This is a genomic window from Gordonia sp. GN26, from assembly GCF_054823965.1.
In genome coordinates this window covers 29,239-45,630 of sequence record NZ_JSYC01000037.1, presented here as the reverse complement: position 1 = coordinate 45,630, position 16,392 = coordinate 29,239, and the positions used below count along the sequence as shown (strand labels likewise).

The 16,392-nt window shown below is 69.4% G+C and carries 14 protein-coding genes; 7 read left to right on the top strand and 7 right to left on the bottom strand.

The genetic code is table 11. The annotated features are described in order from the left end of the window. Positions 1 to 112: 112 nt before the first annotated feature. Genes OK17_RS10280 through OK17_RS10270 form a run of 3 tightly spaced genes read left to right on the top strand, consistent with a single transcriptional unit; the run spans position 113 to position 3,104 of the window. Complete coding sequence (locus OK17_RS10280) at positions 113 to 1,156, top strand: FecCD family ABC transporter permease (protein WP_461417387.1); 1,044 nt, start codon at positions 113 to 115, stop codon at positions 1,154 to 1,156. After that, entirely contained in the window at positions 1,153 to 2,277 is a 1,125-nt protein-coding gene (locus tag OK17_RS10275) for a FecCD family ABC transporter permease (protein WP_461417386.1), read from the top strand. Before OK17_RS10280 ends, OK17_RS10275 begins: the two co-directional genes overlap by 4 nt. Next, positions 2,274 to 3,104: an ABC transporter ATP-binding protein gene (locus OK17_RS10270; RefSeq protein ID WP_461417385.1), complete on the top strand. Its 831-nt coding sequence runs from the start codon at positions 2,274 to 2,276 to the stop codon at positions 3,102 to 3,104. Before OK17_RS10275 ends, OK17_RS10270 begins: the two co-directional genes overlap by 4 nt. Here the strand turns inward: OK17_RS10270 and OK17_RS10265 are convergent. After that, positions 3,101 to 4,417 carry a ClC family H(+)/Cl(-) exchange transporter gene (locus OK17_RS10265; RefSeq protein WP_461417384.1) on the bottom strand — a complete coding sequence of 439 codons (1,317 nt, stop codon included), beginning with the start codon at positions 4,415 to 4,417 and terminating at the stop codon, positions 3,101 to 3,103. The genes OK17_RS10270 and OK17_RS10265 overlap by 4 nt on opposite strands. Positions 4,418 to 4,496: 79 nt before the next feature. After that, entirely contained in the window at positions 4,497 to 5,513 is a 1,017-nt protein-coding gene (locus OK17_RS10260; RefSeq protein ID WP_461417383.1) for an Lrp/AsnC family transcriptional regulator, read from the bottom strand. Positions 5,514 to 5,714: 201 nt separating this feature from the next. Here OK17_RS10260 and OK17_RS10255 point away from each other — a divergent pair, with 201 nt between their 5' ends. Beyond that, entirely contained in the window at positions 5,715 to 7,256 is a 1,542-nt protein-coding gene (locus OK17_RS10255) for an MFS transporter (protein WP_461417382.1), read from the top strand. A gap of 70 nt (positions 7,257 to 7,326) precedes the next feature. Here the strand turns inward: OK17_RS10255 and OK17_RS10250 are convergent, their stop codons facing one another. From OK17_RS10250 to OK17_RS10235, 4 genes are all read right to left on the bottom strand, one after another. Continuing rightward, positions 7,327 to 8,229, bottom strand: a complete 903-nt coding sequence (locus OK17_RS10250) for an LLM class flavin-dependent oxidoreductase (RefSeq protein WP_232715504.1) — start codon at positions 8,227 to 8,229, stop codon at positions 7,327 to 7,329. Positions 8,230 to 8,274: 45 nt separating this feature from the next. Beyond that, a complete protein-coding gene (locus tag OK17_RS10245; RefSeq protein WP_461417381.1) occupies positions 8,275 to 8,754 on the bottom strand; it encodes a DUF456 domain-containing protein in 480 nt (159 codons plus the stop codon). A gap of 15 nt (positions 8,755 to 8,769) precedes the next feature. After that, a complete protein-coding gene (gene purT, locus OK17_RS10240; protein WP_461417380.1) occupies positions 8,770 to 10,440 on the bottom strand; it encodes a formate-dependent phosphoribosylglycinamide formyltransferase in 1,671 nt (556 codons plus the stop codon). Positions 10,441 to 10,514: 74 nt separating this feature from the next. Beyond that, positions 10,515 to 10,877, bottom strand: a complete 363-nt coding sequence (locus tag OK17_RS10235; RefSeq protein ID WP_461417379.1) for a UBP-type zinc finger domain-containing protein — start codon at positions 10,875 to 10,877, stop codon at positions 10,515 to 10,517. A gap of 44 nt (positions 10,878 to 10,921) precedes the next feature. Between OK17_RS10235 and OK17_RS10230 the strand changes: the two genes are divergently transcribed. Next, a complete protein-coding gene (locus OK17_RS10230) occupies positions 10,922 to 12,514 on the top strand; it encodes a Na+/H+ antiporter (RefSeq protein WP_461417378.1) in 1,593 nt (530 codons plus the stop codon). 275 nt (positions 12,515 to 12,789) lie between these two features. Further along, a complete protein-coding gene (locus OK17_RS10225) occupies positions 12,790 to 13,182 on the top strand; it encodes a hypothetical protein (protein ID WP_232716707.1) in 393 nt (130 codons plus the stop codon). A 4-nt stretch (positions 13,183 to 13,186) separates the two neighbouring features. On the opposite strand, the gene OK17_RS10220 is transcribed toward OK17_RS10225, so the two are convergent. Beyond that, entirely contained in the window at positions 13,187 to 14,797 is a 1,611-nt protein-coding gene (locus OK17_RS10220) for an adenylate/guanylate cyclase domain-containing protein (RefSeq protein WP_232716708.1), read from the bottom strand. Positions 14,798 to 14,945: 148 nt separating this feature from the next. Here OK17_RS10220 and OK17_RS10215 point away from each other — a divergent pair, with 148 nt between their 5' ends. Next, positions 14,946 to 16,358, top strand: a complete 1,413-nt coding sequence (locus OK17_RS10215) for a carotenoid oxygenase family protein (protein ID WP_232716709.1) — start codon at positions 14,946 to 14,948, stop codon at positions 16,356 to 16,358. Positions 16,359 to 16,392: the final 34 nt, after the last annotated feature.

The window sequence follows — 16,392 nt, the reverse complement described above, 5'->3', positions numbered from 1 at the left end:
GTTACCGAAGACACAACCTCCACTCACTCCGGTGCGGTCTTTCGTTACCCGAACGACATGAACGATGCCGCGCCACGAGCGTCGCCGAACAGCGTTGGTAAGGTAACCCTTCGTGCGCCGCCCCTTCCGTGTTCTCGGCATTCCCGTGCTGGTCGCGGTTCTGGTGGGGCTGGTCGTCGCCTCCGTGCTCTTCGGCACCCGTCCCGTCCCGCTCGACGAGGTCTGGGCGAGTTTCGCCGACGGGATCTCCGAGATCTGGGCCGCCCTCCTCGATCTCCGGATGCCGGCGATCAGCAAGGACACCGACGTCGACGGCATCGTCTGGGACCTCCGCGTCCCCCGGACCCTCCTCGGTCTGTTCGCCGGTCTGGCCGTCGGCGCCGCCGGTGCCCTCACCCAGGGACACACGCGTAACCCCATCGCCGATCCCGGCATCCTCGGCGTGAACGCCGGAGCCGCATGCGCCGTGGTGGCCGGTATCTACCTGGTCGGGATCACCAGCCCCGTCGCGTTCATGTTCTTCGGTCTGCTCGGCGCGATCATCGCCGCGACCGTCGTCTTCGGGCTGTCGGCACTGAGCGGCTCGAGTCCGCTCACCCTGGTCCTGGCCGGCACCGGCCTGACGGCGATGCTCACCGCGATCACCTCGTCGATCGTGCTCGTGGACACCAACTCGCTCGACCAGTGGCGGTTCTGGAGCGTCGGTTCGACCGCAGGCCGTGGCATCGACGTGTTCTGGGCGAGCCTGCCGTTCATCGGGGTCGGATTGGTGTTCGCGCTGGCGAGCGGCTTCTTCCTGAACGTCCTCAGCCTGGGCGACGACATGACCAAGGCGCTGGGCTCGCGGGTGGTCCTGATCCGCGCGCTCGGCATCCTGACGATCACCCTGCTGATCGGCGCCGCCACCGCGGCCTGCGGGCCCATCGTGTTCCTCGGACTCGTCGTGCCGCACATCGCGCGGGCGTTCGTCGGCGCCGACTACCGCTGGATCATCCCGTATTCGGCGCTGCTCGGCGGGATACTCCTCGTCGGTTGCGACATCCTCGGCCGCGTCGTCGCACGCCCGGGTGAGGTCCAGGTGGGCGTCATGCTCGCCCTGGTCGGCGCCCCGTTCCTGATCTTCATGGTCCGTCGGCAGAGGTTGGCAACCGTATGAGCACGTCCGATGTGACAACACCGAAGCCAACGGCCCGTTCACGCAGCATCGCCCCGCATCCCGGGGGCTACCGCCTCGCGGTCGAACCGGTGTCGTTCGTCGTGCGCCCGCGCATGCTCGTCGTCGCGTTCGTCTCGGCCGCACTCGCCGTGGTGCTGTTCCTGACCAGCGTCGGCGTCAGCGACTTCCCCCTCACCCCGATCGACGTCGCGCGAATCCTGTTGGGCGGGGGCACCCGCATCGAGAATGTCGTCGTCTTCGACGTCGCGCTCCCCCGGGCCCTCGTCGGGCTGCTGGTGGGCATCGGGCTCGGATGCTCCGGCTCACTCACCCAGCTGATCTCCCAGAATCCACTCGCCACCCCCGACATCCTCGGCATCACCGCCGGGGCGAGCGCGGCGGCGGTCGCGGCCATCGCCTTCTCGAACACCAGCTGGGGCAGCTGGTTCGGCGACCTCGGTGTCCCGGCGTCGGCGATGATCGGCGCGCTGCTGACCGCAACGCTCATGTACGTGCTCGCGTGGCCCGGCCGCAAGGCCAACAGCGGCATCAACCCGTTCCGCCTCGTGCTGATCGGTGTCGGCATGACCTGGATGCTGCAGGCGCTGACCAACTTCCTGCTGACCCGCGCCGACATCCGCGATGTGGGGCGTGCCCAGGTGTGGCTGGTCGGCTCGGTCGCCAACGTGGGCTGGTCCAATGTCTGGCCGGTGGTCGGCGGGGTCGTCTTCGGGATCGTGGTGATCGTCGTGCTCTCGCGGCAGATCGGCATGCTCAGCCTCGGACCGGATCTCGCACGCGGACTCGGCGTCCGCACCGGTGCGGTGTCCACGACGCTGCTGTTGACCGCGGTCCTGGTCAGTGCGCTGTGCGTGTCCGCCGCCGGACCGATCGCCTTCGTCGCCCTGCTCGCCCCGCAGATCGCACTGCGGCTGGCCCGCACCGCGGTGCCGACCCCGCTCCTGTCCGGCCTGATCGGTGCGTCCCTGGTGCTCGGCGGAGATCTGTTGTGCCGCACGGTGCTGCCCGGCGGCCTACCCGTCGGCATCGTCACCGCCGCGATCGGCGGACCGTTCCTCATCTACCTGATGATCGCGATGTCCCGGAAGGCGACCGTATGACCATCTCCCCAACCGAGAACGCCCCGCAGACGACGTCCCGGCTCCGCGGCAGCGGACTCACCGTCGGCTACGACCAGCGGGTCGTCATCGACGGCCTGGACATCGACATCCCCGACGGCCAGGTCACGACCATCATCGGCTCCAACGGATGCGGTAAGTCGACGTTGCTCCGATGCCTCGCCCGACTGCTGCCACCCAAGGCCGGCACCGTCTACCTCGACGGCGACGACATCGCGCACGTGCGGCCCAAGCAGATCGCCCGGACCCTGGCGATCCTGCCCCAGAACCCGGTCGCACCCGAGGGATTGACCGTCGCCGACCTCGTCGGCCGGGGCCGGCACCCGCACCAACGGTGGTACCAGCAGGCGACCGCCGCCGACGAAGTTGCTGTCGCCGAGGCGATGGAGATGACCGACACCATCGAACTCGCCGACCGAACCCTCGACGCCCTCTCCGGCGGTCAGCGCCAGCGGGTCTGGATCGCGCTCACGCTCGCGCAGGGCACCGACCTCATCCTGCTCGACGAGCCGACCACCTACCTCGATCTCGCCCACTCGATCGACGTCCTCGACCTCGTCCGCCGCCTCCGCGACGACCACGGCAAGACCGTGGTGATGGTCCTGCACGACCTCAATCTCGCCGCACGCTACAGCGATTCGCTGGTCGTCATGAAGAACGGCGCCATCGTCACCACCGGCACCCCGGCCGAGGTCATCGACGCCGAGATGCTCGACGAGGCCTTCGGTTTACGGGCACATGTGATGACGGACCCGATCTCGGGCGGACCGCTGATCGTGCCGCTCGGCGCGCACACGCGCGCCTTCTAGGCGCCTGGATCCCGTTCGCGGCCGGTGTCGTTGGCGAGCATCTGCTCCCGCAGCGAGTCGTAGACGGGCGGGGTCCCGGAGAGGTGTGCGACGAGTACGGCGGCCGCGGTCGCGGCGAGCATGGGGACCGCCACGGTCGTCGTCGCGCTCATCTCCATCACCACGACCATGCCGGTGAGCGGCGCCCGCACCACCGCGCCGAACAGTGCGGCCATGCCCGCGAGCACGAGGGCATCGCGCAGCGTCGAATCCGATTGCGGGATCACGGCCTCGAGGCCTGCGGCGAACAGCACACCCCACAGTGCACCGAGTGCGAGCATCGGCGCGAACAGACCACCGGGTGTGCCCGCGGCGTAGGACAGCGGTCCGGCGACGAACCGGACGATGAACAGTGCGGCGACCACCGGCAGGACCACCGAGCCGTCGAAGATCTGTTGCGCCAGATTGTCTCCGCCGCCGGCCGCGTCGGTGTCGACGGCCATCAGGCCACCGACGACCGCGCCGATGATCGCGGCCTTCGCGATCTGCGGGACGCGAGTGATCCCCCGGACCGCGGTGATCGCCGCGAGAACCGCACGGCCATAAGCGATCCCGATGAGCCCGCTGAGCAGACCGAAGACCACGAACACCGGCAGCAGGGTGATCGAGGGCGGCGCCACCGCACCCACGAGGAAGTCGGGCCGGTCGCCGAGGATCACGTGGCCGCAGGCCACCGCCGCGGCTACGGCGAGGATGGTCGGTACCACCACCCGGAGCCGGAAGGAGTGGGTCACCTCCTCGAGCGCGAACAACGCGCCACCCACCGGCGCGGTGAAGGCGACGGCGAGACCGGCCCCGCTGAGCGAGGTCTGCATGACGCGGACGTCGTATTCGTCGAGCCCGGCGCGGCGCCCGGTCTCGGAACCGACAGCGGCACCCATGTGCACGGTCGGCCCCTCCCGGCCGAGGATCAGACCCGAGCCGATCGCGGCCAGCCCACCGACGAAGCGGGCAGGGATAACGCGCAGCGGCGCCGGTTCCGCCTCACCGCGTTCCACGGCCTCCACATGCTGGATGCCGCTACCCGCCGCGGTCGGCACCAGGTGCGAGACGAGCGCTCCGAAAGCCGCGCCCGCGGCCGTCAGCGCCACCGGGATGAACCACCCCGGGGCGCCGAGCCCGTCGGCCCAGTCGAGCATCTCGAACCGCCATCGGTTGAGATGGTCGAGGCACCACCGGAAAGCCCCGCCGAGGACACCGGTCACGCAGCCGGCGAGAACGGCGAGCACGCACAACCTCACCAGGCCCTGGTTGTCGGTCGTCGGCGAGGTCACAGAAGGAAGTTACCGCGCACGACGCCCCCATCCGGTACTTCCGAACAGCAGGTTCGTGTCATCGAGGGATCAATCGGGGTCACACGGGCTGGATCAGACGCCCCTGCACCACCAGTGACGCGGACTGTTTCAACCGCCGGACACGGATGCTCACCGAGTAGCCGAGAATCCCTTCCATCGCACCGATTCTGGTGCGCAGGTACCGGTAGAAGTCCTCGGCGTCGCGGCAGATCACCGAGACCATCAGGTTGTGTTCGCCGCTGATCGCGGCCGCGAACGCCACCTCGTCGTGCGCGGCGACCGTCTCGCCCACCGCATCGACGGCGCCCGGCAACACTCTGAGCCACAGGGTGGCACTCAACCCGAAACCGAGCCGCTCGGGCAGGATCTCGACGTCGTACTGCAGCGCACCGCTCTGTTCCAGGGTCCGCAGTCGCCGACGCACCCGTCCCACCGTCCACCCGCAGACACGTGCCAGCTCCCGATGCGGCAGCCGGCCGTCCTGCGTCAGCGCATCGATGAGCGGCGCGTCGTCGTCGGTGAGGCGCGCGTTCTCGACCAGCCCACCGTCGTCGGGATCCTCGTCGACGCCGGCGGTACCGGACGCCGCCGCGGCGACCAGCGCGCGGGACTCGTCCGACAACCACCCGCCGAAGCCGGTCCACTTCGACGCCGAACCCGGGTTGAAGGCGTGCAACAGGAGATCGACCCGAAGGTCGAGGACCGCCGCGCGCGACGGCAGCGCCGCGAGCAGCGCATCGTCACCGACGTCCCCGATCGGCGCCCGGACGATGCAGATGATCTCGGACCCGCCGGACACGACGTAGGCGAAGACCACATCACGGCGCCGAGCGAGGGACGCGGCCAGCGGCTCCAACCGGTCGGGACGGCATCGCACGCGTGCCACCCACTCGGCATCGCCACGCACCGCCGGGCGGACGACACCGACGACTCTCGTCACCCCGGCCCGGCGCAGGGCCTGGTACCGCCTCGCCGCGGTCTGCTCCGAGATCCTGGCGACCTCCCCGAGCAGGCGGAACGATGCGCGCGGATACACCTGGAGTGCGCGGAGGATTGTTCCGTCAATGTCATCCATCGTGGAGGGATACTACCGGCCAGCACCGCTTCAGCCGACAAATGTGCCGCGCAGGGCGTTCTGGTTGCAGGTTTCGTACTCCCGCCCCGGACAATTGGGTCCTGCGCTTCGCGCGGCAACCATCTCCGAGTCCCATCCGGACGACGACCCGTGGTCGCGTCCGATCGGCCGTGCCACCCCTGACATCGAAAGCGAGTGTGCGTGACCACCACGTCCACCACCCTTCCCGCTCCCCCCGAGCGCCGGACGGCCACCATCGTGATGGCCTGCCTCGGCGTCTTCGTGGCCTACCTACCGATCACCAGCGTCGCGGTGAGCCTGCCGGCGATCGGCAACGCCCTCGGCGCGTCGACGGCGCAGCTGTCCTGGGTGCAGGACGCCTTCGTGCTGCCGATGGCGGCGTTCATCCTGACCGCTGGTGTGTTCGGCGATGTCCACGGCCGCCGCAAGGTCTATCTGACCGGCCTCGCGCTGTCCGCGCTGGGCGCCGTTGTCGCACTGTCGGCGCAGTCCATCGCGTTCGTATGGGTCGGCCAGGCCCTGGCCGGTACCGGCGCCGCCGCACTGCTGCCGACGACCCTCGCGCTCATCAGCCACGCGGTCCCCGACTTCCGGGAACGCGGAAAGTTCATCGGCATCTGGGCGTCGTCGCTGATGCTGGCGCTGACGGTGGGGCCGATGATCGCCGGACCGGTGGCCGAGAACCTCGGCTGGCGATTCATCTACGTGCTGCCCGTCCCGTTCGCGGTCGCCGCCTTCGCGATCGCCCTGGCCGCGCTCCCGGAATCGCGTGCGCCGCACAACCGGCGGCTCGACTGGCCCGGTCAGGTGACCGCTGCCGTCGCGGTCACCGCATTGGTCTTCGGCGTGATCGAGGCCGGCGTCAACGGACTGGGCGATGCCCGCGTGATCGTCGCCCTGATCATCGCGGTGCTCTCGGGCGCGGCCTTCGTGGCCGTCGAACGTCGTTCCGACAGCCCGATGCTCGACCTCGCGCTGTTCCGCAGTCGCGCCTTCACCGTCACCACGCTGATCGCGATGATCAGCTTCTTGTCGCTGATCGGTTTCATCTTCGTGCTGAGCATGTACTTCGGCCTGGTGCAGCAGCTCGGCACGATCGAGGCCGGCTGGCGCCTCGCGCTGATGAACGGCGCTTCGATGGTCGTGGGTGCGCTTGCCGGCAAGCTGATGCACCGGGTCCAGGCGCGTTTCCTGATCGGCGGCGGCCTGGCTGCGGTGGCCGCGGCACAGTTCGCGCTGCTCACCATCGACGCCGACACCTCGTTCGCCGCGATCGGGTGGCGCCTGGTCGTCCTCGGTCTCGGCATGGGTTTCGTGATGGCGCCGATGACCGCGACCGCGGTCGCCGCGGTGCCCTACCGACTGGCGGGCATGGCGGCGGCGGGCAACAACGCCTTCCGTCAGGTCGGCGGCGCGCTCGGCCCGGCCGTCCTCGGCGCCCTGCTCACCGCGGGCGCGGTGAGCTCGCTGCCCCGACAGCTCGCCGATGCCGGGATCGACGGCGAGCTGCGCGAGCGCGTCGTCGACGCGGTGGACGGTGAGGGTCTCGGTGCCGTGGCAGGTCTCGATCTCGGTGCGGACACCCCGACGGTTATGAACGCCGTCGGCGACGCCTTTCTCGACGGCATGCAGCTGTGCCTGATCTTCTCGGGTGTCCTCACCGCCGCAGCCGCCGTGCTGTGCCTGGTGATGCTGAAGCCCGGGACGGACGCCGTCCACTAGTCACCGACGCATTGCGGCAGTTGGTCCCGGATTCCGGAACCGACTGCCGCACCTTCGTTCTCCGGACCCGTCAGGTGAACGCGGCGGCGACGTTCGCCGCGCGTCGGAGCTGGTCGGGGTCCGAACTCGTCGGGATGAGCTGCACCTCGTCGGTGCCGATGTCGGCGAAGCGGCGCAGCACCTCGGTGAGCTCGGCCTCGGTACCCGACCACCCCGTCGTGGGCGCGATGGCGTCGACGAACTCCGACGGAATCCAGTTCATGTAGTGGTGGAGATGCCGGGTCACCTGTGCCCGCGGCGCGTCACCTTCACCGATGGCGAACCAGAACGACGTGGCGAGATGCGGTGTGGGACGCCCGGCCTCGGCCCATGCCGACCGTGCGACGTCGAACAGTTCGTTCTGCTTCGATGCATCGAGGTCGAGCGTGACGCCGGCGATGCCGTCGGCCCAGTCGACGGCGCTGCGGATGGTCTTGGGCCCGGTGGTGCCGACGTGCAGCGACGGACCGCCCTTGCGATAGGGCGGCGGCCCCACCGGGAGCACCGACTCGGTCAGCTTCTCGCCGGCCCAGACCTGCTTCATCGTCGCCGCCCGGTCGGCGAGCTGCCTCATGGTCTGGGTGGACGGGTCCGCGCCGACGGCCCGATAGTCCTCGTGCCGACCGCCGACCCCGAGCGCCACCGTGAGCCTGCCCTCCGACAACATGTCTCCGGTCGCCAGTGCTTTCGCGAGCATGACCGGGTCATGCAGCTGGGGCACCACGACCGTCATCACCAGGGGTACGCGTCGGGTCCATGCGGCTGCTGCACCGAGGAACGTCAGGCACTCGGGGTTGTCGAACGCTATCCGCTCACCCCAGCACAGGGAGCTGAAGGGACCGTCGTCAATGGTGGTGGCCCATGAGTGGAGGGTCTCTGCGTCGAGGTCCGGCTCCATCACGGGCATCGTCATCCCGATGCGCACAGGCGCCATTCTGGCACGCGGAGGTCGGCCGTTCCCGTTCTCGGAGAACGAGCCTCACCAGACGAAGGCGCCGCCCGTCCAGATGCCGGTGGCGACAAGCGCGAAGAGCAGTTCGATGCCGATCGTCTTGGCCGCGGCCTTGAGCGCGGCCACCGCACCGCGCCATGCCAACTCCAGGCTCTGGGTCCGCACGAGTTCAGCGGCCACCGCACCCACGACGAAACCCAGGAGCAGACCGATCACGGGCACGACGAAGAAACCGACGATCCCGACGATCCCACCCACCACGACGGTTCGGTTCGGAATTCCGTCCGTGCGCAACGACTTCCCGGCGACGAGGTATTTGATGACCTCGCCGACCACGAGCACGAGGAGGGCTGCGGCGAACACCGACCAGGCCCATCCGCCCACGACGATCGCCCAGACGAGCAGCGCACAGGCGATCAGCAGCGTTCCCGGCAGGATCGGGACGACGATCCCGACCAGGCCGACGAAGATGACGGCCGCGACCAGCAACTCACCCCAGAACGGCACCTGTTCGACGCCTGGTCACTCGCCGGCGACGGGCGACCCGGAGGCCGGCTCGTCGGCGGGATCACCGGTCTTCACCAGCGACGTCATGACCGGGGACTGCCCCGGGGCCGCCGACCGGGGAGGACCTGCGGGACGGGGCGCCCCGGGAGGTGCCATCGGCCGCTGACCTCCGGGACCGCCGGTGGGTCGGGGTGCGGGGCGCGGACCGGGAGGCGGTACCGGCCGACCGGGCGGCGGGACGGGACGACCGGGCGGCGGACCGGCAGGCCCGGGCGGGGGTCCGGCGACCCCTGGCGGAGGACCGACGGGTCCGGGCGGCGGGCCGGCGTGTCCGGATTGGGGGCCGGGACGGCGCGGCGGTGCGGGCGGAGCCGGCGGCGGCAGGACCGTCGCCTTGCGGACAGCGGGACGGCCCGGCACGGGCGTGACGAGAGAAGCCGCACGCACGGCGCGCTCGCGAGCGGCGGGGACGTCGTCGGCGGTCGCGGTGACCACCCCCATGCGCCGGCGATGAAAGCTCTCGGGCTTGCCGAACAGACGGATGTCGGTCTCGGGCACCGCGAGTGCCGCGGCGACGTTCTCGAATCCGATGGCGGGCTGGTCGAGCTGCCCGTAGATCACCGCCGACGCGCCGGGCGACGCCAGCGTGACGTCGACGGGGAGGCCGAGGATCGCGCGGGCGTGCATCTCGAACTCCGACAACCGCTGGGTCGCCATGGTGACCAGGCCGGTGTCATGCGGTCGCGGGCTCACCTCGGAGAAGTAGACGTCGTCGCCCTGGATGAACAGCTCGACGCCGAAAACGCCACGGCCGGCGAGTTTTCCGTCACCGAGCGCGGTGGCGATGCGGGCCGCGATCGACGTCGCGGAGGCATGCGCGTCCGGACTCATCTCGTGCGGCTGCCAGCTCTCGACGTAGTCGCCGTTGATCTGGCGGTGACCGATCGGCGCACAAAAGTGCGAGGTCAGCAGCCCGGTCCGCGGGTCGATCGCGCGCACCGTGAGAAGCGTGATCTCGTAGTCGAATTCGATGAAACCCTCGACGATGACCCGGTTGCCCTGGACCCGGCCGCCGGTGTTCGCGGTCTCCCACGCCGACGCGACGTCGTCGGGTCCACGCAGGACCGACTGGCCCTTGCCGGAGGAGGACATCACCGGCTTCACGACGCACGGGAAGCCGATCTGCCGGGCGGCGACCGTCAGCTCCTCGAGAGTGTCGGCGAAGAGGTACGGCGACGTCGGGAGGCCGAGTTCCTCGTCGGCGAGGCGCCGGATGCCCTCGCGGTTCATGGTGGCGACGACGGCACTCGCGGTCGGGATGACCTCCGCGATGCCCCGTTCGGCGACCTCGACGAGCGCCTCGGTCGCGATGGCCTCGATCTCCGGTACCACATAGGCGGGCCGATGCTTGTCGATGACGGCGAGCAGCGCCTCCGGGTCGGTCATGTCGATGACCTCCGCGTGATGCGCGACCTGCTGACCGGGCGCATTCGCGTAGCGATCCACGGCGACGACCTCGACGCCGAGACGCTGGAACGCGATCACGACCTCCTTGCCGAGTTCGCCCGCACCGAGCACCATCACCTTGGTCGCCGTCGGACTCAGCGGCGTGCCGATGACATCCGGCGGGCCGATCGTCGGCGCCGGCTGATCCGCGCTGGTCGCGCTCTCGCTGTTCGACGTCATTCCCAAATCCTACTTGTCGCCGGTACGGGTTCTGCCACGGTGACACCCGGTTGTGCGGTGTCGTGGTGCGGCTCTCAACCGATGACCTCGTGCACGTAACACCACCTCCAGCTCTCGCCGGGTTCGGCGGACCGCATGACCGGATGGGCGGTGTCGTGGAAGTGCGCGGTCGCATGCCGGCGCGGACTCGAGTCGCAGCATCCGATGTACCCGCATCGCAGACACATCCGCAGGTGTGCCCAGTGGTCCTCGCCGATCGCGAGGCAGCCCTCGCAGGAGAGTCTCTCGCCCGCCGGAGGTTCCGGCACGGGTATCGCGTCGCCTGCGACCGCGGCCAGGTCGGGGCAGCGCGCGGACGGATCCGACGCTGCGTCGGCGTCGGGTGCCGGGCCCGACGCGTCAGCGCCGCGGGACGAGAACCGGCGAAAGATCTGCATGTTCACCATTATCAACACGGCCTGCGGCGATTACAGTCGCTCGGATGAGTGCATCGCTTCTGGTCATCGCGGTCGTCGCGTTGGCGGTGTCTGCTCTCTGCCGGCGCTACGGGTTGTCCTCGCCGCTGATCCTGGTCACCGTCGGCCTGGCGATCGGTTGGATCCCCGGCCTGCCGACGCCGGAGCTGAACCCCGAACTCGTACTCTTCCTCATCCTGCCGCCACTGTTGTACTCCGCTGCCCAGGAGAGCTCCTACCAGGCGATCCGAGCACGCTGGCGTGGGATCGCGGCACTCGCCGTGGGTCTGCCACTCGTGACGACGGTGGTCGTCGGGTTCGTGGCCCACCTGACCGTCCCCAACCTCCCACTGACCGCGGCACTCGTCCTCGGTGCCGTGGTCGCGCCTCCGGATGCGGTGTCGGCGCAGGCGATCGGCCGTCGCCTCGGACTCCCCCGGCCGGTCATGACCCTCCTCGGCGGCGAGAGCCTCCTCAACGACGCCACGGCGCTGACCGCGTTCCGCATCGCACTCGCCGCCGCCATCGGCCTGACCACCTCACTGGGCGAGGGGCTGCTGACCTTCGCGGTCGCGGCGCTCGGCGGACTCGTCGTCGGCCTCCTCTTCGGCATGGCGGTCTCGTGGGTCCGGGTCTGGTTGACCGACCCTCCGATGGAGACCGCGATCGGCATATTGGTGCCGTTCGCCGCCTATTTCGTCGCAGAACAGCTGCACTGTTCGGGTGTGATCGGCGTGGTGACGGCCGGGTTGTTCCTCGGTCAGCGTTCGGTCCGCCTCGGCTATGCCACCCGCCTCCAGGACGAAGCGGTGCGCAAGTCCATCGACGTCATCCTGGAAGCGTTCGTCTTCCTGCTCATCGGCGTCCAGATGCCGTTCATCATCGAGGGCGTCGAGGGCGAATCGTGGGTTCAGGTCGCCATCGACGCCGCCGCGGTGCTCGCCGCCACGATCATCATCCGGTTCCTCTGGGTCTACCCGGCCGCCTTCCTGCCGGGGGTCATCTTCCGCGGGAAGCTCGGACCGGAACCGCGTCCGACGCCGGCCTCGGTCTTCGTCGTCTCCTGGGCGGGCATGCGCGGAGTGGTCTCACTCGCTGCCGCCTTCGGCATCCCGATGACAACCGAGTCCGGCGAACCGTTCCCGGCGCGCGCCGAGATCCTGCTGCTCACGTTCGTGGTCGTGGTCGGCACCCTTCTGATCCAGGGCACCACGCTGCCCTGGGTGATCCGGAAACTGGGCGTCACCGGCGACGAGCGCGCGCAGGATCGTCTCGCCTATGCCGCCGCCCAGGACCGGGCCTCGCGGGAGGCGGAACGCCGGTTGGACGAGATCGCCGCCGACCTCGCCGACGACGATCCCAGCCGCATGCAGGTGGCCCTGATGCGCAAATGGATCACCTCGCAGCGCAATGTGGCGTGGGAGGAACTCGGCCGTGGCCCCGAGACGCTCGGCGAGAGCCCCACCGCCGCCGGCTCCCGGATTCGCACCGAACTCCTGCACCTGCAACGCAAGGTTTTCATCGAAGAACGTGACGCCGGGCGCATCGACGACGAGGTGCTGCGAATCGCGCTCCGCCGACTCGACTTCGCCGAGGGACAGGGCGACCGCGACGCCTGAATTGCTCCCTGACCTCGACACCCGCTGGTCGAGGGGGCGAGGAGCCTGCGACGAGCCGTAGCGAAGCCGGCCTGACCTCGATACGCGGCGTCCTCGCTCCGCTCGGTCGGCGCTACTCGGCCGGCGGGGCAGGAGCCTGCGGAAGCCTTTCCCGCTCCCTGAGTAGCCCGGAGCCTGCGGAGGGCGTATCGAAGGGCGAAGGGTCATCCACCTGAACGATGGCGGGGAGTTCTGCCCATGTTGCAGACGAAAAACCTGATCTAGCTTCGGTTTCCATGACAACTACGCACACCCGCCTGGCCACGGCCGGCGCATCACTCGTCCTCGCCGCCGGCGCGCTCGCCGTCGGCACGTCCACGGCCGGCGCCGCCCCGATCGCGCCGTCGTGCGACGGCAACCAGTACACCGTCACCTCGGTCGTCACCGCGAAGTCCGCCGCCACCATCTGCCAGTGGGGCAACGGTGATCTCGAATACCGGGGCGTCGCGCGCAGTTCGGGAAACACCCTGTGTATCCCGGTCTCTGGCGTGTTCGAACAGGAGAACGGCAGCGGCCGTTACTACTACGTCGCCTACAACAACGGGTACAAGTACTCCGTCTTCGACGGCCTCGGCCTCAGCATCGTCGGACCCGACGGCCTCGTGATCAGCTCCGAGGACGCCATCTGACCACCTAGCCGGTGTCCGTTTCCGCAGTCGCCTTCTCCCCCAGCGTGTTCGCGAGGGTCGCCGTGCGGTCCCCCGTGGCGGCCGCGTAGACGACCGTCTCGGCCGTCCGGCCGCGCAACGACAGGGTCTCCAGCTGGGTCCAGCGACGGGCCTCGGCGGGGTCGGCCGCCTCGACCGCGCGTCCCGACGCCAGTGGACTCGACGGGTCGCGTTTGGCGAGTTCGGAGAGCCGCGCACTCTCGTTCACCGGGTCGCCGATCACCGTGTACTCGAAACGTTCGATGGCGCCGACGTTTCCGGCCACGACGGCCCCGTAACTGACCCCGACCCCCGCGGACAGTTCGGGCACCTCGACCGCGAGGTCGGCGACGATGCGGCGTGCGGCCGCCAGCGCGGCGCCGGCCGGATCGTCGAGCTCGATGGGTGCCCCGAAGATCGCCAGCACGGCGTCGCCCTCGAACTTGTTGACAAGCCCGTCCTTGTCCTCGACGGCTCGGACGATCACCGCGAAGAACTTGTTGAGGATCTCGACGACCTCGGTCGGACGGCGCTGCGCGGCAAGGGTCGTCGAACCCATCACGTCGACGAAAAGTGCGGCGGTCACCCGCTCGGTGCCGCCGAGTTCGGGGTCCGACGACAACGCCGCCTCCGCGACCTCGTGGCCGACGTGGCGCCCGAACAGGTCGCGCATCCGTTCTCGTTCCCGCAGGCCCGAGACCATCGCGTTGAAACCCACCTGCAGGTCACCGAGTTCGGTGCCGTCGTAGACGACGAGGTCGGCGTTCTCGAGGTCGCCGGAGGTCACGCGGTTCATCCCGGATCGCACCGAACCGATCGGCCCGGTGATGCTCATCGACGAGAGCAGTGTCAGCAGGAGGCCGGTGAACAGTGCGGTGAGGCCCAGGACCGTCACCCCGATGAAGAGGTCGAGCTTGGATGTCTCGTCGCGCCCCATCCCGAATGCTACGACCAGCAGGATGCCGATGATCGGGATCGCCGACCCGACCATCCACGACATCACCGCCCGGGTCTTCACACCGGTGCGCTTGCGGCGGTGGAATCCGGCCGAGATCAGTTCGGCCACAACGGGCCGCAGGGTGAAGTCGATGAAGAGGTACGAGATGCCCACCACGACGACGCCGCTCATGCCGACGACGAAGACCGTCTTGGGGATCAGCTGCGGGTCGGCGACGCCGTACATGATCGTCAGCGTCACGGTGGCGCCCGCCCAGAGCAGACCCTGCACCAGCGACAGTCTCCAGGGCAGGCGCATCGTCCGGCGTGCGTCGCGCTTGGTCGGGGCCTCGTCGCGGATCGCCCATCGGAGATTCCGGACGCCCACCAGGGTGCCCCAACCGATCCCGATGACGAACGCGCCGAGGATGTACACGGGTACCGCGATGTAGTTCACCCACCACAGTTCGGCGGTGAACACGGTCGGTTGCGGGATGCCCACGGCGGCCAGCGCCGTCGCGACGACCGCGCCGAAAATATTCGCCACCACGATCGACGTGGTCAGCAAGGTCTGGATCCGGACGCGTTGCTTGACCCCGCTCTCCTCGACCGAGCCGAGCAGAATCGACCCGTAGTCGCGGCTCCCCCGCCTCGAACGCATGCCCAAGCTAATCACGACGACCGCGTCGACCGCCCGTCCCCGGACCCGCCGATTCGGGACGAAACGGACGATCGGCGTACGCGACCTGCAGGAACGCCCTAATCTGGAGCGACATCATCGTCATCCACGGCTCGCCGAAAGCAGCGTCATGACCGCATCCGATGTCCCGACCCGCCCGGCGCCGGTCGACATGTCCCGCAACCCGTTCCTCACCGGCGTCTTCGCCCCGCAGCGCGACGAGGTGGACGCCGTCGACCTGCCGGTCAGCGGGGAGATCCCGGCCGACCTGCAGGGCAGCTACCTGCGCAACGGGCCCAACATGCGCTTCGACCCGATCGGTTCGTATGTGTATCCGATCGACGGGGACGCCATGGTGCACCGCATCAGCCTCGCCGCCGGACGCGCGTCGTATCGCAACCGTTTCGTCCGCACCCCGATGGTCCTCGCGGAAGAGACTGCCGGACACGCCATCTGGTCGGGTATCATCGACGGTTACACCCCGTCGGCGGCGGAGGTCGGCGACGAGCTCGCGGGCACGACCCGCGAGTTGCCCGACATCAACATCGTGCGTCACGGCGGGCGGCTGCTGGCGATGGCCGAGGCGGACCGCCCGTACGAGATCTCGCCGGCCGACCTGGCGACCATCGGGCGAACCGACTGTGACGGTGCGATGTTCGTCGGCAGCACCGCGCATCCCAAGATCGACCCGTCGACCGGCGAGATGGTGCTGTTCAACTACGTACTCGAGGCGCCGTACCTGACCTGGGCCGTCGTCGGCCCGGATGGCCGGGCCACTCGCAAGCCGACCCCTGTCGACGGCATCGACGCCCCGATCATGATCCACGACATGGCCCTGACCAGCCGCTACCTCGTGCTGTTCGTGTGCCCGCTGGTCTTCGATTTCGCGTCGGTGATGAGCGGCGGGTCGTTGCTGTCGTGGCAGCCCCGGCGCGGGACCCGCATCGCACTGATCCCGCGGGACGGCACCGCGGTGCGCTGGATCGACACCGACCCGTTCTGGGTCTGGCACTTCGCCAACGCCTTCGACAATCCCGACGGGTCGGTCACCGTCGACTACGTGGAGTGGACCTATCCGGGTGGCTTCTCCGACCAGCCGACGCCCGCGGCGTCGTCCCTGACGCGAGCGGTGCTCCGCCCGGACGCCGGGATCACCAAGACCGTCCTGAACAGCTCCGAACCGGACATGGAGTTCCCGCGCGTCGATGATCGGATGCTGACGCGGGAGCATCACCGCATCGCCAGCGTCGCGAAGGGCCCGCGGGACGGCCGTGATCTCGACAGCCTGTGGTTCCACGACCTCGCGGCCGGGACGGAAACGGTCTGGACCCCGGGCGCGGCAATCGGCGAACCGGTCTACATCCCGGGCGCCGAACGCGACTACTGGGGCGCGATCGGCACCGACCCGACCGACATGACCTCGCGGTTCTACCTGCTCAGCGCCGACGCCCCGCAGGACGGCCCGATCGCCACCGTGGACCTACCGATCCGCGTTCCCGCCGGACTACACGGCGCGTGGCTGCCGGACCCCTCCGCCGGTTGAGCTGCTCGAAACCCGCGACCTCGATACGCGGCGT

Coding starts and splice junctions, on each gene's coding strand:
- OK17_RS10235 (WP_461417379.1), bottom strand. CDS start 10,877: ATGCAGATCTTTCGCCGGTTCTCGTCCCGCGGCGCTGACGCGTCGGGC.
- OK17_RS10250 (WP_232715504.1), bottom strand. CDS start 8,229: ATGGCGCCTGTGCGCATCGGGATGACGATGCCCGTGATGGAGCCGGAC.
- OK17_RS10270 (WP_461417385.1), top strand. CDS start 2,274: ATGACCATCTCCCCAACCGAGAACGCCCCGCAGACGACGTCCCGGCTC.
- OK17_RS10275 (WP_461417386.1), top strand. CDS start 1,153: ATGAGCACGTCCGATGTGACAACACCGAAGCCAACGGCCCGTTCACGC.
- OK17_RS10220 (WP_232716708.1), bottom strand. CDS start 14,797: ATGCGTTCGAGGCGGGGGAGCCGCGACTACGGGTCGATTCTGCTCGGC.
- OK17_RS10230 (WP_461417378.1), top strand. CDS start 10,922: ATGAGTGCATCGCTTCTGGTCATCGCGGTCGTCGCGTTGGCGGTGTCT.
- OK17_RS10225 (WP_232716707.1), top strand. CDS start 12,790: ATGACAACTACGCACACCCGCCTGGCCACGGCCGGCGCATCACTCGTC.
- OK17_RS10215 (WP_232716709.1), top strand. CDS start 14,946: ATGACCGCATCCGATGTCCCGACCCGCCCGGCGCCGGTCGACATGTCC.
- purT (WP_461417380.1), bottom strand. CDS start 10,440: ATGACGTCGAACAGCGAGAGCGCGACCAGCGCGGATCAGCCGGCGCCG.
- OK17_RS10260 (WP_461417383.1), bottom strand. CDS start 5,513: ATGGATGACATTGACGGAACAATCCTCCGCGCACTCCAGGTGTATCCG.